The sequence below is a fragment of the Kibdelosporangium phytohabitans genome (assembly GCF_001302585.1).
In the GTDB taxonomy this organism is placed as follows: Bacteria; Actinomycetota; Actinomycetes; order Mycobacteriales; family Pseudonocardiaceae; genus Kibdelosporangium; species Kibdelosporangium phytohabitans.
In genome coordinates this window covers 10,671,972-10,690,525 of record NZ_CP012752.1, presented here as the reverse complement: position 1 = coordinate 10,690,525, position 18,554 = coordinate 10,671,972, and the positions used below count along the sequence as shown (strand labels likewise).

Sequence of the window (18,554 nt, the reverse complement as noted above, 5' to 3'; positions counted from 1 at the left end):
GCCACGCTGGCGGCGAGCGCGTGGGCGTCCGCGACGGTCCGTGCCGTGACCTTACGGACTGCGGGAGGGCCGCCAGTTCGAGCGCGTGGGCCTTCGCCGCGATCGCCGCCGGTTCGGTGTCCCCTGCGACCACGGGAAGGTCGCTCGCTGCATCCGGCGTGCCAAGGTCGTGCGATCACCGTCGCGGCGGTGATCGTGGTCCGCGCCGAGCAGGATCAGCTCGCCGCTCGGGCCGCCGTGTTGCTTGTAGGTGCTGGTCGTCGTCACGTGCGCCACATCGATCGGGCTCGGGTGCTCGCCCGCAGAGCGGCAAGCGATGACCTCGCCCGCCTTGGGGTCTATGCCCCGCTGCCGGTGCGGCGGCTGGGACGCGGGCCCGTGTTGTAGGGCGGCAACGCGGTCGCGGATTGCCAGTGCGGCATCCGGATCACCGTGGGCGTCGCGATGATCGCGTTCGTGGCCGGGCCGGTGTTCGGCCGGTCTTGGCGGGCTGTCGCGACTACACCGGCGGCTGACTGCATCCCTGAGCTGCGCGCTGGTTGAGTGCGGGGGCACGTGGTGGCTGGGCTTCCGCGGCCGCTGCGGTCGGCTCGAGTGGGTCTTCGGGCGGTGGCTGCCGCGTCGGTTCGCTAGTCCACGGACGCGTCGGCTTTCAGGACGGTGTCCGGTGATTCGTTCGTTGTGCCGAAGTGCCAGAGGCGAGCGTAGGGGCCGTTGTTGGTCAGCAGTTGTGCGTGGGTTCCCTGTTCGGCTATCCGGCCGCCTTCCAGGACGATGATGCGGTCTGCGCGGGCTGCTGTGGCGAGTCTGTGGGCGACGACGAAGGTTGTGCGGGAACGGGTCAGTTGCTCGCTGGCGGTCAGCACCTGTGCTTCGGTCGCCGGGTCCAGTGCTGCCGTTGCTTCGTCGAGCAGGAGGATGTCCGGGTGCGCCAGTTCCGCCCTTGCCAGGGCGACCAGTTGGCGTTGGCCCGCTGACAGGCTCTGGCCGCGTTCGCCGACCTGCTGGCGGAATCCGTCGGCCAGGGAGGCGACCATGGGCAGTGCGCCCACTGAACGGGCGGCGTCCTCGACCTCCGCCGGGCCCGCGGCTGGGCGGGCGTAGGCGATGTTGTCGGCCACGTCGCCGGTGAACAGGTGGGCTTCCTGGGGCACGACGCCCAGGCGCTGGCGGAACGAGGTCAGGTCGTAGTCGCGGATGTCCACGCCGTCGACCAGGACCGAGCCCGAGCTCACGTCGTAGAACCGGGCGACCAGCTTCACCAGCGTCGACTTGCCGGCTCCCGTTGCCCCGACCAGGGCGACCGTTTCGCCTGGTGCGACGCGTAAGTTCACGCGGTCCAGCGCGGGCTCGGCGACACCGGGGTAGTGGAACGACACGTCCCGCAGTTCCACCTCGCCTCGCAGGCTGGCGGGCGCCGCGATCGGGCGCTCAGTCGCGCGCAGCGAACTCGGTGTGCGCAACAACTCGCCGATCCGGCGCAGGCCCACGCGGGCCTGCTGGTAGCCGTCGAACACGCCGCTGAGTTGTTGCACGGGCGCGAAGAACAGACCGAGATAGAGCAGGAACGCAAGCAGCACACCGGGACTCAGCGAACCGTCGGCCACGCGCTGAGCGCCGACCACCAGCACAGCCGCTCGCGCCACCCCGGAAAGCATGTCCACAAAAGGGAAGTAGGTCGCGATGTAGCGCTGGGCGCGGGCACGGGAACGGCGGTAGGCGTCGCTGCGCTCGGCAAAAGCCTGCGCTGACACGCCTTCCCGCGTGTACGCCTGGGCCACTCGCAGGCCGGAGACGTTTTCCTGCATGTCCGCGTTGACCGCGCTGACCCGCTCCCGCGCCTCCGCGTACGCCACTGAGGACAGCCGCTGGAAGATCACAGTCGCCACGATCACGACCGGCAGCACGGCCAGCGCCACCAGCGCCAGCGATATGTCGGTCACCAGCAGCGCGACCGTCACCGTGATCACCGTCAGCAGGCTTGCCACCGCTGTGACCAGGCCGGTCTGCAGGAACGTCGACAACGCGTCGACGTCCGTGGTCATCCGGGTCATGATCCGCCCGGCCATCTCGCGCTCGTAGTAGTCGAGCCCGAGTCGTTGCAGGTGCGCGTAACTGCGGACCCGCAGCAGGAACAGCAGCCGTTCACCGACTCTGGACGCCCACACGGTCCCCATCGCACTGGTGAACCAGCCGAGCGCCACGAGCGCGACACCCAGCCCCGCCGCGATCCACAGCCCGTTCAAGGACTTGGTCACCACGCCGTCGTCGATGCCGAAGCGGACCAACGAGGGCAGCGCCATCGCCAGCACGGCGTCCGTGACCACGAACACGCCGACGAGCACCAGTGACCAGCGGACCGGGCGGAGCAGCCGCCGCAGCGAGAACCGCGGATCAGGGCTGGTCGGGTCCTCACCGGGCAGATCCGGCTCCTCCGTGGCGGGTGGCAGCGCCTCGATCTGCGCCAGCAGCTCCGGCGTCGCCGGTACCGACGCGGCCGCGCCGCCTGGGCCGCCACGCGCGCCCGCCGTCCGGACCGGGGCAGGGGTGGAGGTGGCCGGTTGCTGCTCGGCCGCGTCCGACGGCCACAGGGCCTCGGTGACGCCGTCCGACCCGAGCTCGTCCGGCGCGCACCGGCACGTGCCTTCGATCTCGTCGCCCTGGTTGGCGAGCAGATTGCGGTACAGCTCGCAGCGGGCGGTCAGCTCCTCGTGCGTGCCGACGTCGACGGCACGGCCACCGTCGAGCACCGCGATCCGGTCGGCCAGCTGGAGGCTCGACCGGCGGTGCGCGATCAGCAACGTCGTCCTGGTCGCGGTGATCTCCCGCAGCGTGTCGTGGATCGCGGCCTCGGTCGCGGTGTCCACGGCGGACGTCGCGTCGTCGAGCACCAGCACACGCGGATCCGTCAGCAGGGCTCTGGCCAACGCGACTCGCTGGCGCTGCCCGCCCGACAGCGTCAGGCCGCGCTCGCCGACGACCGTGTCGTAACCGTCTGCCAGTTCCATGATGAAGTCGTGCGCCTGCGCGGCCTTCGCCGCGGCGATCACTTCGTCTTCGCTCGCGTCGGGGCGGCCGTACGCGATGTTGGCCCTGATCGTGCTGGAGAAGAGGAACGCCTCCTCGAACACGACTCCCACCGCGTGCCGCAAGGAGGTCAGCCGCAGCTCGCGGACGTCCACCCCGCCGACCTTGATCGCGCCGTCGTGCACGTCGTAGAACCTGGGCAGCAGCATCGAGATCGTCGACTTGCCCGACCCGGCCGTGCCGACCACGGCCAGCGTTTCCCCCGGCTCGACACGCAACGACAGGCCGTTGAGGACGGGTTCGCTGCGCGTGTACCCGAACCGGACGCCGTCGATCGACACGTCCAGCGGGCCGTCCGGCACGTCACGAGCGTCCGGGGCCTGCTTGACCTCCGGCTGCGAGTCGATCAGGTCGTAGACACGCTCGACACCGGCCCGCGCCAGCTGCGCGTTCACGACCAGGCTCGACAACAGCCGCGCCGGACCGACCAGGTTGGCGACGTAGCTGGTGAACGCCAGGAACGTGCCGAGCGTCACCTGCCCGTCGAGCGCCATCCACCCACCCAGCGCGAGCACACCGACCTGCCCGATCGCGGGCAACGCGACCAGCGTGGCCGATGGCCGTGAGGTCAACACGGCTGTGCGCATGCGTTCCGCGAACAGCTTGCGCGCCGCCGTCTCCAGCCGCGAGACCTCCCTGGTCTCCTGGCCGAAGCCCTTCACGACCCGCACACCGGTGACGGTTTCCTCGACGTGCTGGGCGAGGTCCGCGGCTTTCTGCTGCGCGGACCAGGTGGCGGGGAAGAGCTTGGTCTTCGTCCGGATGCCGACGACGACCACGAGCGGCACCACGACGAGGGCGATCACGGTCAGCAGCGGCGACAACCACACCATGGCCGCGATCGCGACGATCGCGAAGAAGACCGTGCCGACCGACAGCGGCACCATCGACAGCAGGCCCTGCACCAGCTGGAGATCCGTGATCGAACGGGACACCACCTGGCCGGTGCGCAACGCGTCCTGCTTGGCGCCGTCCAGCCGTTGCACGGACTGGAAGACCTGCTGGCGCAGGTCGTGCTGGACGTCGAGCGCCAGCCGCCCGCCCAGGTAGCGCCGGATGAACGCGGAGCCGAACGTCAACAGCTCCAACGCGATCAGCACGGCGACGATCACGGCCAGGCCGTTGGTGTGGCCCGCGACCGCGCCGTCGACGGCGACCTTGACCAGGATCGGCCCGACCGCCTGGAACCCGACGCCGATCACGGAGGCGAGCACGGACAACAGGACCAGCCGACGGTGCCGCCAGCAGGCGGCCGTCAGCCTTCGGATCCATCCAGGCGTTGGTTCTGGCACCTTGCCAAGTTACGCCCGGGGACCGACAAAACAGTGTTTCTGCTGGTCAGGTGATGTCTCGGCGGCGTGCGACGAGCCAGCCGGCGAGGCCGAGGGCGACCGCCCACGCGATGAAGATCAACGCGCTGACCCACCACTGCGGCGAGTGGGTCATGTTGAGGAACTCGCGCAGTTCCTCGTACGCCCGCTCGTTGCGCCGCGAACTGCCCGGCAGGTTCTCGAAGAACAGGTCGAGCGACAGGTCGGTCACCATGCTGCCGCCCGAGGTGTTGAGCAGGTACGGCGGGATCTGGCCCATGTCGTTGCCGCGCAGCACCGCGCTGATGATCGGCTCGACGATCAGCACGTAGACGATCAACCCGACGGTCGTGCCGACCTGGTTGCCGATCAACGCGCCGACACCGACGCCCAGCAGCGTCCACATGATCATCGCGATGACACCGGCACCGGCGAGCGTGAACCAGTCGGCGGCGTTCGGCAGGTTGTCGCCGAACACGGCGCCGAGCGTGGCGGAGAGCATGCAGACCACGCCGTACACAGCGCCGATCGTGGAGTACACGAACAGCTTCGCGGCCAGCACCGCGCCGCGCGTCGGACCGGTGAGGTAGCTGGTGGTGATCGTCTTGTGCCGGATCTCGCCGGTCACCGCGGTGCCGCCGAGGATCAGGCCGAACACCGACGCGAAGTTGATGCCCTGTCCGAAAGCGGGGATCGCCAGCGGGAGCACCCCACCGACTTCCCTGTCCATGTCGCCGAGCGTGCCCAGCAGCGCGCCGCCCCACGTGAACGCCATGCTGAGCACGGCGGCGGGGATGAGCAGCGCCCACCAGAGCTTGGTGGTGAAGACCTTGCGGTATTCCGCCTTGATCAGGAGGTTCACTGCTGACCACCGTCCTGGGGGCGCTGCCACTGCTGCTGCTCGGGTTGCTGGGCGGGTGGTTGCGGCCAGCCAGACGGTGGTTGCTGGTACGGCTGCTGGGGTTGTTGCTGGTACTGCGGCTGCATCTGCTGTTGCTGGTACTGCTGGTGCAGTTGCTGCTGGAACTGTTGCTGGAACTGCGGCGAGGCCGGGTTGAGCTGCGCACCGGAGAACTGGCCGCTGGTCATCTGGAAGAAGATCTGCTCGAGGTCGGCCTGCTGCGTGTGCATGCCGTAGATCGCGACGCCCGCTTCCAGCGCGAGGTCACCGACCTGCTCGGGTTCGACGCCCGCCACCGCGAGGACACCCTCCGGCAGCTGCTCGATGTTCGTGTGCCCGGCCTCTTCCAGCTTCGCGGTGAGCTGCGGCGCGTCGGCGGGGCGGACGATGACCCGGCTCTGCTGCGCCTTGCGCAACTGGTCGAGCGGGCCGTAGTACATGGCCTGGCCACGGCTGAGGATCACGACCTGTTCGACGGTCTGCTCGACCTCCGACAGCAGGTGGCTGGAGACCAGGACGGTCCGGCCCTGGCGCGCGAAGCCCTGCAGGAACGTCCGCAGCCACACGATGCCCTCGGGGTCGAGGCCGTTGGACGGCTCGTCCAGCACGAGGACCTGCGGGTCGCCGAGCAACGCGGTCGCCAGCGCGAGCCGTTGCCGCATGCCCATGGAGAAACCACCGACGCTGCGCTGGCCGGCGTCACGCAGGCCGACGAGGTGCAGAACCTCTTCGACACGCTGATCGGGCATGCCGATCGCGGCGGCGTAGACACGCAGGTGGTTGCGGGCGCTCCGCTGCGGGTGGAAGCTCTGCGCTTCGAGCACAGCGCCGACGACCCGCGCGGGATTGCCGAGGTGGTGGAACGGCTGACCGTTGATGGTCGCGTGTCCCGCTGTCGGCGTGACCAGGCCGAGCAGCATTCTCAGCGTGGTCGTCTTACCCGCGCCGTTGGGACCGAGGAAGCCGGTCACCGACCCGGGTTCCACCGTGAAGCTCAGATTCTGGACCGCGAGGACCTGACCGAACGTCTTGGTCAGGTTCTGGACAACGACCCGGCCGCTTCCGTCGTGCACGCGTGCCCTCCCACTCGACTGTGGGCGACATACTGCACCATCCGGCCGGCTCAGCCGCGTGGGACTGGCGGGATCTCCATGGTTTGTTCGGCCGGTGTTTCCCTGTCCCTGGATTTCCGGAGGGCCCTGCGTACGGAGTTGCGCAACGGCCGCCTGCGTTCCCGGTGTGTGACGCCCTCACCGATGAGGTGCTCGTGGGCCATCCGCCACACCTGGCAAGGCCACCGCCTGCCCCGCCAGCCACGCGGGCACGCGTTGCACTTCCGATCAGGCCCAGGCTGGTGCACGGTGAGCAACAGCCGCCACCCGTCGGCGAGCCTGCTGATCTCGGAGCGCGCCAGCGGCAGCAGAGTGGCCGGATCGCCCTGTTCGGCGACCTGGTCGAGCAGATCGAGCCGACGCAGCACGGCGGCACGCAACACGTCGTCCAACTGGCTCACGGTTCGCCTGCCCGTCCGGCGGCCTGGTCGAGAGCCTGACGAAGCCGACGAGTCTGTTGCGCGGACAACACGGCGGAAGCACCAGGCGGAGGAACCAGAACAACCTTGTCGCGATCAACGATCACAGTGAGCGCCCGATCTCGGCCGAACGGATCAAGACACTGGACATCCCACCGCGGCTCAACCACGAAAACCTCTACATCTCATCTTTCAACCATCGACACGCCACACGGTCGACTGAACCCCTTCCGCTTTCGCCCGGTTTTCGTTCTGGGCTGGTTTCTGGGGGTACCTCGCCGGCGGACGGCCTCCGAGAGAGGGAACACCAAGGGGGTGTGTGCGCTGGCGCGCTTGTGGGGATGGGTGAGGTCCGTGTGGCTGCCGCTGCGGCTCTTGGGGTAGGCGGACCTCACCCGCTACGGGCACCGCGACCGCTTCGATGGCCCAGCCGTGCCTTTGGTCTCGTGACAGATGCCCCCGTGGCCAGAAGGCCCTCGCCGCCTCCTGGGTCTCCTTCTCCGGCGCTCCGCCGCCGTCGCCCTCGGTCTCCTTCTCCGGCGCCGGAGGCGCCTCGCGGCGCAGCCGCGCGCGTTAGTCCAAACGCGTCGCGCCCAGCGCTGGATCAGAAGGAACGCGCACCGTGGGGGCTTGAGGGCTCGGCCCCCCAAAATAACGACGTCGGCCTCCCCAGCGAAGGTCGCGAAGCAACCGAGCAAGGGGAGGCCAGAGGTAGACGACGGCCCGCTCAACCAGCCTGGGGGTCACCGGGAGCGGGCCGTCTGCTTTTTATATTAGGGGTTGTTGGTGTTTCTCGCTTCTCTGGGGTGGCCGGTATTTCTTCACCGGTCTTCGTTACCCGTGGTTAATCGGTCATCTGTGCAGGTAAACGTGACCGAGGTCTCAGATGACTTCGTTGATTGGGGTGTGCGGGAGGGCGTGGGCCTCTGCCACGGGGGCGTTCGTGAGTGCTCCGGCGTGCATGTTCAGGCCGAGGGCCAGTGCCGGGTCTGCCTTCAGTGCCGCGTTCCAGCCCTTGTCCGCCAGTGCCGTGGCGTAGGGGAGCGTCACGTTCGTGAGGGCGTAGGTCGATGTCCGCGGGACTGCGCCGGGCATGTTGGCCACGCAGTAGAAGACCGAGTTGTGGACCTGGTAGGTCGGGTCGTCGTGCGTGGTCGCGCGGGAGTCCGCGAAGCAGCCGCCCTGGTCGATGGAGATGTCCACAAGGACCGAGCCCGGCTTCATGCGCTCGACCAGTTCGTTGCTGATCAGCTTCGGTGCCTTGGCGCCCGGCACCAGTACCGCGCCGATCACCAGGTCTGCTTCGAGCACTGCCTGCTCCAGCGTGTACTTGTTCGACGTCAGGGTGCGGATCCTGCCGTTGAAGTCCACGTCGATCTGCCGGAGGCGGTCCACGTTCGTGTCCAGGATCTCCACGTCCGCGCCCATGCCCTGGGCGATGCGGGCCGCGTTCACGCCTGCCACGCCGCCGCCGATCACGACCACCCGTGCGGGGTGGACGCCGGGGACGCCGCCGGGGAGCACGCCGCGGCCACCGGACGGGCGCATGAGGGAGTACGCGCCGACCTGGGGCGCCAGGCGGCCTGCGACCTCGGACATCGGGGCCAGCAGCGGCAGCGCCCTGTTGGCGGTCTGGACCGTCTCGTACGCGATTCCCGTCGTGCCCGCTTGGAGGAGCGCGTCGGTCAGCGGCTTGTCGGCTGCCAGGTGCAGGTAGGTGAAGAGGACCTGGTCCTCGCGCAGGTACTTGTACTCCGAGGCGATCGGTTCCTTGACCTTCAGGACCAGGTCGCCTTCGGCCCAGACTTCTTCCGCTGTCGCCAGGATCTTGGCTCCGGCCGAGAGGAACTCCTCGTCGGGGATCGCCGATCCGATGCCCGCGTCGGCCTGCACGAACACGTCGTGCCCGCGGGCCGTCAGCTCGTGTGCGCCTGCCGGGGTGAGGGCGACCCGGTACTCGTGGTTCTTGACCTCGCGCGGGACTGCGATCTTCACGGCGTTAGCTCCTCCATCCGGGTGTCTTACACCACGGTGGCGCACACTTTCCGTCGTGTCATCGTGTTCGGAGCACTAGAGGGGGGACTTCGTGTTGTGTTCCAAACACAGTCGCTAGGCCCAACGGGTCGTGGCGAGCTGCACGGTCACCGCCATCCTTATGTCCGGGTCGTCCAGGTTCAGGCCGGTCAGTTCGATCAAGCGGGTCATCCGGTACCTCAGCGTGTTCGCGTGGATCCGCAACGCGCGCGCCGCTGTCTTCGGGTCGCCGGGGTGACGGAGCCACTCGTACAAGGTGTCGACGTACGACGAGCCGGTCTGTTCGTCGTGTGTGCGCAGGACTGACAACGGGCCGAGGTCCGCGGCGGCCGTTGGGACCGCGGCGGAGGCGACGCGGTGCAGCGCGACGACCGGCCATGCCTCGTCGTGGCTCGCTACGGGACCGTTGACCAACCGGGCGCGTACGAGGCTCAGTGCTTCTTCTGCTTGGGCACGTGAATCGGCGAGTTCGGTCAGCTCGGCAGGGGAGCCCGCGCCGACGAGCGCGCCTGTTTCCGTGCGCAGTGCCTCGCTCAACGCCGGCCAGCCCGCTTGGTCGGGGACGATCGCGTAGAGCACCCCGTGCAGCTCTGTCACCGCTGGTTGGCGCCCCACGCCCGCGGTGATGCGTTCCCACAGCGCGAGGCGCAGGCCTTCCGCGTCGAGTGCGTCGGTCGTGTCCACGTCGATCGCGACCACCCGGTGCGGCTCGTCGTCCAGGTCGAGTTCCGCTGCGGCCAATCGGACGCTTCCCTTGCCCTGCAACAAGGTCCGTACCAACTCCGCTGAGCGGCGGCGTTCGGCGTCCGCCAGTGCGCGGCGGCGCAACAGGTGCAACGCGACAACCGGGGCGGTGTCGGCGAACGCCGCCGCGCGTTCGTCGGACACCGGGCCGGGCACGACCGCCCACATCGAACCGAGCAGCTCACCACCCATCCGGATCGGCACGATCAGCCTCGGCAGGGTGCCGTCCCGTTGTGCGGGAACGAAAATCGTTGTCCGGCCACGGCTGAGGTCGCGGAACACGCCACGCGACCGGAACCGGGCGAGCACGTCGTCGGGCACGCGCCTGCCCATGATCGTCGACACGCGCGCCGGGTCCGTGCGGTCCTGCCTGGCCGAATACGCCAGCACGCGCGAATTCGCGTCCTCGATGGTCACCGGCGCGTCCACCACGGCGGCGGCCGCGTCGGCGAGCCGGAACAGATCACCGAGGCCCTGGTTGCCGGGTTCGACCGCGTGCTCGTCGTCCTCCGCCGCGTCCAGAACTGTGCGCAGCAGCCAGACCAATTGGGCCCACGCCGTCGCGTTGTGCACTTCGACGACCGCCGTGCCGGTCTCCCGTGCTGCCGTCAGAACGCCCGCGGAGGCCGCCAGCGGCGGCTTCAGCAGGACCGCCGCCGCGCCGTGAGCTCCGCAGTACTCGACGAGTTCCGCGGCCTTGCCTGCCGTGTTCACCGTGACGCCGAGGACGAGGTCACCGTCGGCCACGTGCGTGCGTCGGCCGAGTTCGGCTATCACCACATCGGTGACACCTCGGTCGCCGGGCAGCACGGTGCGCAGGAGCGTGGGGCCGACCCGGTCGACCACCCCTTGCACCGTGATCATGCTGTCCTCCCACCAATTGGGCTTCAGTGTGGGCCGTTCGCTCGCAAAATTCGTCCATGCGACACGCAACCTTCAACGGACTTGCGTCGTCTTCAGAGTGAGGGTTTAGTTACCCGCGCCCTGGGGTACTGCGTTAGCGGTCAACGACTCAGGGTGACCTCTGGGGCTCGCATGCCCGGCCTGCCGGGTTTCGGGCGGTGGTGTGGTCGTCATCGGGGGCGGCCACACCACCGCAATCTCACCCTGCTCATCGCTCGTTCCTCGCGCTTTCGCCGGTTGCGGCTCGATGATTCCGGGGGCCGAGCCCCCACGGTGCGCTCCGCTCTGACCCAGCGCCGGGCGCGTTCGCTTGGACGACACTCGCCGTTGCCTAGACCTCATCTGGTGTGCTGTGTAAGACGTCGTCCAGGGAGATCTCGTCTCGGGTCGAGCAGATCGCCCAGCGGTGGCCGAACGGGTCGCGGACTATTCCGTAGCGTTCGCCCCAGAACATCTCCTGGGTGGGCATCTCCACCGTCGCTCCCGCGAAGATCGCGCGTCTGGTGAGGTCGTCCACGTCTTCGACCTCCAGCAGCAGCATCACCGGGGAGTCGCCGACGGTCTGCGGGCTCAGGGCGTTCAGCTGCGGGATTTCCTCGCTCAGGATCAGCCTGCCGCCGCCTGTCGCCAGGTCGACGAACAGCAGTGTGCCGTCCGGCATGCGGTTGGCGAACACCTCGACCGCGCCGAACGCCTTGCGGTAGAACTCGATCGCGGCGGGCACGTCTCGGACGAACACGTGTGGCGTGAGGCTGACCGCCCTGCTGGGTGTCACGCTGTCCTCCGTTTGCCGAGCAGGCCCGCATCGGTCGCCGCGGCCACCAGACGTGAAAGCAGTTCGGCTTCGCCCGCTGCCGCGGTTCGCCCGAGGTTCGTCAGTTCGTAGTAGCGCCGCCTCGCGTCGTGGGGATCCGGGGTCTCGCTCGCCACTTCGACTTCCTTGACCAGGCCGTCGGCGACCAGGCGTTGCAGGGTCCGGTAGAGGGTGCCGGGGCCGAGGCGGACTGTTCCGCTCGAGATCTCCTCCACGAAGCGCATGACCGCGTAGCCGTGCGCCGCGCCCCCGGCCAGGGCCAGGAGGACTTGGAAGCCCGCCGGGGTGAGCGGTGGGGTGTTGCGGTCCGCCATGTCCGGAGTATACAGTCCGGCTTCGTTGTATCCATTGTGGTTATATCTGGACAGGATAGTCGTGCTCCGAGGTGTCGACCAGGTCGTGCTGTACGTCGGTGACCAGCAGATCGCCAAGCGGTTCTGGACCGAGAAGATGGGGTTCACCGTCGCCGAGGACTCGCCGTACGGTGAGGACGGCCGCTGGATCGCGGTGCTTTCGCCGGACGGCAACATGCGAATGGTGTTGTCCCTGCGGGAACCGGGTCACCGGCCACCGCGGGCACCCGACGGACTGCCGACGTCCAACATCATGTTCTACAGCGACGACGTCGAGCGCACATACCGCGAACTGACCGCGAAAGGCGTTGATTTCCCTACCGCGCCAAGCAAAATGTTCTTCGGCTGGTGGTCGGTGTTCGCCGCCGACGACGGCACCCGCTACGCGCTGGGCGAACAGTGGGGTACGAATAATTCGTTGTAGCGCTTCGAAGAGCGCGAGATGATATTGGGGTGTCCAAGCAGCAACTCCACGTCGTGAAGACGGTCACCGCGCCGGATCCGGTGACCGCTCTGCCGACGCACCTCCAACTCGATGCGGGCGACTCGCCGATCGGGGTCTTGGACGCTCTGTTCATCAGCCTCTTCGCCAGCGGCGAGCACACAGCGTCCCAGTCCGCCTCAGTCCAACCGCTCAAAGCGGACGCCACGCTCCTGCCCGCGGACGCCACGGTCATCCGTGAAGCCAAGGACGACTCGCGCAAAGCGGTCCTGGCCACCGGCGAAGGCTGGATCATGCTGTCCCTGCGCTGGGACGACGGCGGGCGCGTGTCCGTCACCGCGACCTCGGACGAGCTGGCCGCGAAAGTGCTCGCCGAGGCGGTCGACGGCGCGAAAGCCGAGCCGACCGAGGACCCCGCGGTCGTCACGATGGGTTTCTGGTACGTGGCCGAGCACGGTCCGCGCCGCCGCACCAGGGACATCGTGGCCCCGGCCTGGGATGAGATCAGGCGCAACTACACGTCCAGCGTGGGAGCCGCCTTCGACAAGCTGATGGCGACCACAGCGGACGAGCTCAACGGCAGGCTGCTGTTGCTGCACGGCCCGCCCGGCACCGGCAAGACGACCGCGTTGCGTGCGATCGCGCAGTCGTGGCGCGAGTGGTGCGAGGTGGATTGTGTGCTTGACCCGGAGCGCTTGTTCGACAGCCCGTCGTACCTGCTGCAAGTCGCGTTGGAGGAGAACAACGACGACGACAAGCCGTGGCGTCTGCTGTTGCTGGAGGACTGCGACGAGCTGATCCGCGGCGAGGCGAAGGCGTCGACGGGACAGGCGTTGTCCCGGCTGCTGAACCTCACCGACGGCCTGCTCGGACAGGGATGCCAGACGCTCATCGGGATCACCACCAATGAGAACCTGGCGCGCCTGCACCCGGCGGTGACCCGGCCCGGCCGGTGCCTCGCGCAGATCGAAGTGGGTCCGTTGACTCACGTGGAAGCCGACGCGTGGCTGGACGGCAAGGCCGTCGCGCCGGGCTCCGGTGCGACGCTCGCGGAGTTGTACGCGCTCGCCGAGGGCGCGTCGCCGGTCGTCGCGCACATGCCCGACGAGCACGGCAACCTCTACCTCTGAAAACGTCCGAAAAGGACAGACGGAACGCTCAACATGGCGACAGCCTGCATGCCCTTGGCATTGGGGTGCATCTGCGCTGCCGGTGCGGACGGGAAAAGGCCCTCCACCCACTTGCGGTCGGCGGGCTGACAGGCGTCGTGCCCGTGGGAATACGGGTACGGGTTGACGTACGAGGCCTTGTGCTTCGTGGCCTGCGCGCCGAGTTCAGCGTTGAGCAGGCGTGACGTCCGGTCGAAGTACGGCACGTCACCCGCGGCGAACGGGACCTGGGGAAAGCAGGTCCCGTTCGGCGGCAGGATCCGCAAGTAACCCACCACGACCACATGTGCACGCGGTGCGCGCTTGCGGATCTCGCCGAGCACAGCGGAGACCTTTGAACCGACGCCCGAGATCCGTGCGGCGATCCGGTCCGTGCCGCCGGACGTGTAGTACCGCTCGCACGGGTTTCCCTGCTGGTCGTGCGCGGCCAGCTGCCCGCACTTCTGCAGGATCTCGCCGAAACCCATGTCGTTGCCGCCGATCATCACCGTGACCAGGTCGGTGTCCGCGCGCAACGCGTTGAGCTGCGGCGGATTCGTCCCACCGGAGACCTTCTGCGGCTTGGTCATGTCGACCGTCCGCGCGCCACTGCAACTGACATCGGTGAACTGCGGGATGCGCAGCCATTTGGCGATCAACGCGGGATAGTTCCGATCCGAACGAGCACATCCCGCCGGTTGACCTACCTGGTTGGGGATACCGGGGCCTGCCGCGTAGGAGTCACCGAGCGCGACGTACGAGCGGGCCAGGCTGTGCCGCGGCTCGGCCGCCGCAGGAGCGACAAGCAGTCCGAGCAGCGTCACCACCAGCACTAAGACACGCATGCTGGACAAACTAACAAGACAACACCTGTCGGAGCACGTTCTTCAGCGTGGCCTCGTCGGCTTTCGACGTGGTCCGCCACGCCACCACCCCGTCCGGCCGCAGCAGGCTCGCACCTTCCCGGCCGACCCCGAACCGGTCGTGCACCTCGCCGAGCGACCGGAACTGCAGTATCCCGAGGTCGATCTCGTCCCAGCCGCCGTCCGGCCCGCCGAGCAGGGCCCAGCCGGCGCCCCAAACGTCCAATGTGGTCTCTCCGGACGGCAGGACGACGTGGGGCGCGTGGAAACCCGGCTCGCCGTTGAACTTGAACGGGTCCATCGTCAGCGAACCGTCATCGGGTTCGGGGATCACCGCGCTGGACGTGTGCCGCACGCCGAGCACGACCTCGATCGGCCCGATCGCCTCGGGGATGTCCGGCCCGGCCAGGTGCGGCGCCATGCGCAGCACGTAGTTGGCCATCGACTCGTTCACCACGAGTTCCGCGGCGCGCTTGCGTTCCGCCTCGTAGGTGTCCAGCAGGCCCGGTCCCGCCTCGCCGGTCAGCACGGCGGCGAGCTTCCACGCCAGGTCGAAGCCGTCGCCGACCGCCGCGTTCCCACCGAGCGCGCCGGTCGGCGGGGTGACCTTCGCGGCATCGCCGACCAGGAAAACCCTGCCATCACGCCACTTCTCGGCGATCCGCGCGGCCATCTCCCACGGGCCCGTCCAGATGATCTCGGGGTCGAGGTCCGGCGAGTCGAGACCGATCCGCATCAGCTCGACGATCCGCTCGGCCGGGTAGTCGGTGAAGGACTCGCCCTTCTCCGGGTGGTACTCGATCGAGAAGATGTGCCGGTTCGGCTTGTTGACACCGATGTACGCGCCGGTGAACGCCGGGTTCTGCAGGTAGTAGAGCCACTGCTCGCCGTCGGGCAGGACGCCGGTCAGGTCGGCGTCGAACACGATGCCGATGTGGTTGGACAGGCCGCCGAAGCCGGTCCGGGCGATGCCGAGCCGCTCGCGGATCGGGCTGCGGTTGCCGTCCGCGCCGACGAGGTACTTGGCGCGGACCTCCTCGGACCGGCCGGATTCCACGTCGAGAAGTTGGGCGGTGACGCCGTCGGCGTCCTGCTCGAACGACACCAGCTCGGTCGCGAACCGCACGGTCGCGCCGTGATTGCTGGCCTGCTCCATCATGATCGGCTCGGCCTGGTCCTGCGTGGCCGAGCCCCAGCCCGCCGGGGTGAGCTGCTCGACCGCGCCGAGCCCGTCGGCGAAGTTCTCCATGACGGTGTGCAGCACGCGGCCGTGCAGGCTCTCGGCCACTTTGATCCGGAACTCGGCAGGCGGGGGACCGACGGCGCGGATCTCGTCCGCCACCCCGCCGATGTGCAGGAACTCCATGGTCCGCTGGTGCTGGCCCGCCGCGCGCGGATGCGGCGACGTGCTCGCGTGCCGCTCGACGACCAGCACGTCGATGCCGCGCCGGGCCAGGAACATCGCTGTCGACGAGCCGCCGAGGCCGGCGCCCACCACGATTACATCAGTCATGTAAGTATCTTAAGAACTAAGAGAGTAAGTTGGCAAGACTTATTTTTTGTGAAGGTTCCAGCAGGTGGACGCTGTGGTGAGGCCATTCGGCCCTGGCTAGCTTCTGCAGACATGGCAAGCGACGGCTGGTCCTTCGAGACCAAGCAGATCCACTCCGGTGCGGCCCCCGACCCGGCCACGGGCGCACGCGCGACTCCCATCTACCAAACAACTTCGTACGTCTTCCGGGACACGCAGCACGGCGCGGATCTGTTCAGCCTCGCCGAGCCGGGCAACATCTACACCCGGATCAACAACCCCACCCAGGACGTGCTCGAACAGCGGGTCGCGGCACTCGAAGGCGGCGTCGCCGCGGTGGCGTTCGCGTCCGGACAGGCCGCCGAGACGGCCGCCATCCTCACGCTCGCCCGCTCCGGGGACCACCTGGTGTCCAGTGCCTCGCTGTACGGAGGCACCTACAACCTCTTCCACTACACGCTGCCGAAGCTGGGCATCGAGGTCAGCTTCGTCGACGACCCGGACAACCTCGACGAGTGGCGCGCCGCGGCACGACCCAACACGAAGCTGTTCTTCGCCGAATCACTGGCCAACCCCCGTAGCCACGTACTCGACATCGAAGCGGTCGCAGCCGTCGCACACGAGGTGGGCGTACCGCTGATCGTCGACAACACCGTGCCCACGCCGTACTTGTTGCGGCCGCTCGAACACGGTGCCGACATCGTGGTCCACTCGGCCACGAAGTACCTCGGCGGACACGGCACCGCGATCGCCGGTGTGGTCGTCGACGGCGGCAAGTTCGACTTCGGCGCCAACGCCGAGCGCTTCCCGGACTTCCACGAGCCCGACCCGAGCTACCACGGCCTGCAGTACTGGCCTGTGCTCGGCCACGGCGCGTTCGCCGCGAAGCTCCGCGTCCAGCTGCTGCGTGACACGGGCGCGGCGATCGCACCGCTGACCAGCTTCCTCATCATCCAAGGCATCGAGACACTGTCGCTGCGCCTGGAGCGGCACGTGGCCAACGCGCAGGCGCTGGCCGAATGGCTCGAGCAGCGCGACGAGGTGCTGGCCGTGCACTACGCGGGCCTGCCCAGCAGCAAGTGGTACGACGCGGCGCGGAAGTACCTGCCGCGTGGCGCGGGCGCCGTGGTGTCCTTCGAGCTTCGTGGTGGCGTCGAAGCTGGACGGGCCTTTGTGGACGGTACGGAACTGTTCTCGCAGCTGGTGAACATCGGCGACGTACGCAGCCTGATCGTGCACCCGGCGAGCACGACGCACAGCCAGCTGACGGCGGGCGAGCAGCTGGTGACCGGCGTGACGCCGGGACTGGTGCGGCTGTCGGTGGGCATCGAGGCGATCGACGACCTCAAGGCGGACCTGGAGGCCGGCTTCCGCGCGGCGAAGGCCGACACGTGACCGGTGGCTGGCACGAGGGAGACCCGGCGGGCAGACGCCGCTGGGTCTCCCTCCGGCAGCCGCTCGAACTGGAATCCGGCGACCTGCTGCCGGACGTGCGGATCGCGTACGAGACCTGGGGCCTGCCCAACGTCTCGAAGTCCAACGCGGTCCTCGTGCTGCACGCGCTGACCGGCGACAGCCACGCCGCCGGGCCAGGCGAACCCGGCTGGTGGGACGGCCTGATCGGGCCGGGGAAAGCGCTCGACACGAACCACTACTTCGTGGTGGTGCCGAACGTGCTGGGCGGATGCCAGGGCAGTACGGGGCCGGCCAGCATCGCGGCGGACGGGAAAGCATGGGGCAGCAGATTCCCGGCGTTGACCGTGCGCGACCAAGTCGCCGCCGAAGCCCACTTCGCGGACGCGCTGGGAATCCCGTCATGGGCCGCGGTACTAGGCGGATCGATGGGCGGGATGCGCGCAGTCGAATGGGCGGTGACACACCCGTCGCGAGTGCGCACCTTGCTGCTGCTCGCGTGCCCAGCAGCAGCATCCGCCGAGCAGATCGCGTGGGCAGCGCCCCAGCTGGCAGCAATCCGCGCCGACCCGGCATGGCAGGACGGGGACTACTACTCGTCGCCGCCCGGCCCGGTGGCCGGGCTGGGCATCGCCCGCCGGATCGCGCACGTGACATATCGGAGCGAACCCGAACTCGCCGCCCGCTTCGGCCGCACGCCGCAGGGCGACGGCCGATTCGCCGTCGAATCCTATTTGGACCACCAGGCCGCCAAGCTGGTCCGCAGATTCGACGCAGGCAGCTACGTCGTCCTCACCCAGGCGATGAACTCCCACGACGTCGGCAGAGGACGAGGCGGAATCGCCGCCGCGCTGAGCCGCGTCCAGGCACGCACCGTCGTCGCCGGGATCGACAGCGACCGCTTGTACCCGTTGTCCCAGCAAATCGAACTGGCCCAGGGCATTCCGGGGGCCGGGGATGTTCGTGTGGTCAACTCGCCTTACGGACACGACGCGTTCCTCATCGAGACCGGTCAGGTTTCCGCTTACGTCAAGGAGTTGCTCGGGTAGAGCCAAGTTGCTTGCGGGAGGTGGTCGTTTGGGCTCCTGTGCACTCCACTCTTGGTTCCCGGCTTGTGACGCGGTCGGTTCTCTTCCGTACGGCCTGTCATCGGCTCGTATGGCCGCCGCTGTGGCTCTTTGAGTTGTCACGTCCAGGCCTTAAGGAGGGGAGCAACCTCTCCGCCCACGCCCCCAGTCGCGAGCCACAGGCCATCCACGCACCAACTCACACGCAGTTGAATTCACCCACCCAGTGACTTACCCCCACACCGCACACCACCGCACCACCAACTTTTAACCAAATCCCCCAAAACCCCAACAAACAAGCCCCCACCCAACCCGGGGGGCGTCCCTGCTCCAGTCTACCGGTGATGGGCCTGGTCAAGGGGGGTTACTGACCGGTTGTGGACAACCGGATTTGACGGTGATCCCATCGGTGC

The 18,554-nt window shown here is 68.3% G+C and carries 15 protein-coding genes; 4 read left to right on the top strand and 11 right to left on the bottom strand.

Annotated features, from left to right (window positions below; all coding sequences use genetic code 11):
- Positions 1–51: 51 nt before the first annotated feature.
- From AOZ06_RS62420 to AOZ06_RS47670, 9 genes are all read right to left on the bottom strand, one after another.
- Positions 52–555, bottom strand: coding sequence for a hypothetical protein (locus AOZ06_RS62420; protein WP_417999923.1), 504 nt, complete (start codon positions 553–555; stop codon positions 52–54).
- Positions 556–629: 74 nt separating this feature from the next.
- Positions 630–4,379, bottom strand: a complete 3,750-nt coding sequence (locus tag AOZ06_RS47705; protein ID WP_054295422.1) for an ABC transporter ATP-binding protein — start codon at positions 4,377–4,379, stop codon at positions 630–632.
- Between the two features lie 46 nt (positions 4,380–4,425).
- Positions 4,426–5,259 carry an ABC transporter permease gene (locus AOZ06_RS47700; RefSeq protein WP_054295421.1) on the bottom strand — a complete coding sequence of 278 codons (834 nt, stop codon included), beginning with the start codon at positions 5,257–5,259 and terminating at the stop codon, positions 4,426–4,428.
- Positions 5,256–6,371: an ABC transporter ATP-binding protein gene (locus AOZ06_RS47695; RefSeq protein ID WP_054295420.1), complete on the bottom strand. Its 1,116-nt coding sequence runs from the start codon at positions 6,369–6,371 to the stop codon at positions 5,256–5,258. Before AOZ06_RS47695 ends, AOZ06_RS47700 begins: the two co-directional genes overlap by 4 nt.
- Positions 6,372–6,421: 50 nt before the next feature.
- Positions 6,422–6,811, bottom strand: a complete 390-nt coding sequence (locus tag AOZ06_RS47690; RefSeq protein ID WP_236951972.1) for a hypothetical protein — start codon at positions 6,809–6,811, stop codon at positions 6,422–6,424.
- A gap of 900 nt (positions 6,812–7,711) precedes the next feature.
- A complete protein-coding gene (gene ald / locus AOZ06_RS47685) occupies positions 7,712–8,824 on the bottom strand; it encodes an alanine dehydrogenase (RefSeq protein ID WP_054295419.1) in 1,113 nt (370 codons plus the stop codon).
- A gap of 114 nt (positions 8,825–8,938) precedes the next feature.
- The gene (locus AOZ06_RS47680) at positions 8,939–10,471 is read right to left on the bottom strand and encodes a PucR family transcriptional regulator (RefSeq protein WP_054295418.1); all 1,533 of its coding nucleotides are present in this window, start codon (positions 10,469–10,471) and stop codon (positions 8,939–8,941) included.
- Positions 10,472–10,841: 370 nt separating this feature from the next.
- The gene (locus AOZ06_RS47675; RefSeq protein WP_054295417.1) at positions 10,842–11,285 is read right to left on the bottom strand and encodes a VOC family protein; all 444 of its coding nucleotides are present in this window, start codon (positions 11,283–11,285) and stop codon (positions 10,842–10,844) included.
- Complete coding sequence (locus AOZ06_RS47670) at positions 11,282–11,638, bottom strand: PadR family transcriptional regulator (protein ID WP_054295416.1); 357 nt, start codon at positions 11,636–11,638, stop codon at positions 11,282–11,284. The genes AOZ06_RS47675 and AOZ06_RS47670 overlap by 4 nt, the downstream gene beginning before the upstream one ends.
- A gap of 85 nt (positions 11,639–11,723) precedes the next feature.
- Between AOZ06_RS47670 and AOZ06_RS47665 the strand changes: the two genes are divergently transcribed.
- Both AOZ06_RS47665 and AOZ06_RS47660 read left to right on the top strand, forming a co-directional pair.
- Positions 11,724–12,101, top strand: a complete 378-nt coding sequence (locus tag AOZ06_RS47665) for a VOC family protein (protein WP_236951971.1) — start codon at positions 11,724–11,726, stop codon at positions 12,099–12,101.
- 29 nt (positions 12,102–12,130) lie between these two features.
- Positions 12,131–13,249 (top strand): DUF5925 domain-containing protein, encoded by a 1,119-nt coding sequence (locus AOZ06_RS47660; RefSeq protein WP_236951970.1) that lies wholly within the window; start codon positions 12,131–12,133, stop codon positions 13,247–13,249.
- On the opposite strand, the gene AOZ06_RS47655 is transcribed toward AOZ06_RS47660, so the two are convergent.
- Together AOZ06_RS47655 and rdmE are read right to left on the bottom strand one after the other, a co-directional pair.
- Positions 13,240–14,112, bottom strand: a complete 873-nt coding sequence (locus tag AOZ06_RS47655) for an SGNH/GDSL hydrolase family protein (RefSeq protein WP_054295414.1) — start codon at positions 14,110–14,112, stop codon at positions 13,240–13,242. The genes AOZ06_RS47660 and AOZ06_RS47655 overlap by 10 nt on opposite strands.
- A gap of 10 nt (positions 14,113–14,122) precedes the next feature.
- Positions 14,123–15,643, bottom strand: a complete 1,521-nt coding sequence (rdmE, locus tag AOZ06_RS47650; protein WP_054295413.1) for an aklavinone 12-hydroxylase RdmE — start codon at positions 15,641–15,643, stop codon at positions 14,123–14,125.
- A gap of 111 nt (positions 15,644–15,754) precedes the next feature.
- On the opposite strand from rdmE, the gene AOZ06_RS47645 reads away from it, so the two are divergent.
- Both AOZ06_RS47645 and metX read left to right on the top strand, forming a co-directional pair.
- Positions 15,755–17,056: a bifunctional o-acetylhomoserine/o-acetylserine sulfhydrylase gene (locus AOZ06_RS47645; RefSeq protein WP_054295412.1), complete on the top strand. Its 1,302-nt coding sequence runs from the start codon at positions 15,755–15,757 to the stop codon at positions 17,054–17,056.
- On the top strand, positions 17,053–18,123 hold the full coding sequence (gene metX / locus AOZ06_RS47640; RefSeq protein ID WP_054295411.1) for a homoserine O-acetyltransferase MetX: 1,071 nt from the start codon (positions 17,053–17,055) through the stop codon (positions 18,121–18,123). The genes AOZ06_RS47645 and metX overlap by 4 nt, the downstream gene beginning before the upstream one ends.
- Positions 18,124–18,554 lie beyond the last annotated feature (431 nt).

Coding starts and splice junctions, on each gene's coding strand:
- AOZ06_RS47680 (WP_054295418.1), bottom strand. CDS start 10,471: ATGATCACGGTGCAAGGGGTGGTCGACCGGGTCGGCCCCACGCTCCTG.
- AOZ06_RS47670 (WP_054295416.1), bottom strand. CDS start 11,638: ATGGCGGACCGCAACACCCCACCGCTCACCCCGGCGGGCTTCCAAGTC.
- AOZ06_RS47655 (WP_054295414.1), bottom strand. CDS start 14,112: ATGCGTGTCTTAGTGCTGGTGGTGACGCTGCTCGGACTGCTTGTCGCT.
- rdmE (WP_054295413.1), bottom strand. CDS start 15,643: ATGACTGATGTAATCGTGGTGGGCGCCGGCCTCGGCGGCTCGTCGACA.
- AOZ06_RS47645 (WP_054295412.1), top strand. CDS start 15,755: ATGGCAAGCGACGGCTGGTCCTTCGAGACCAAGCAGATCCACTCCGGT.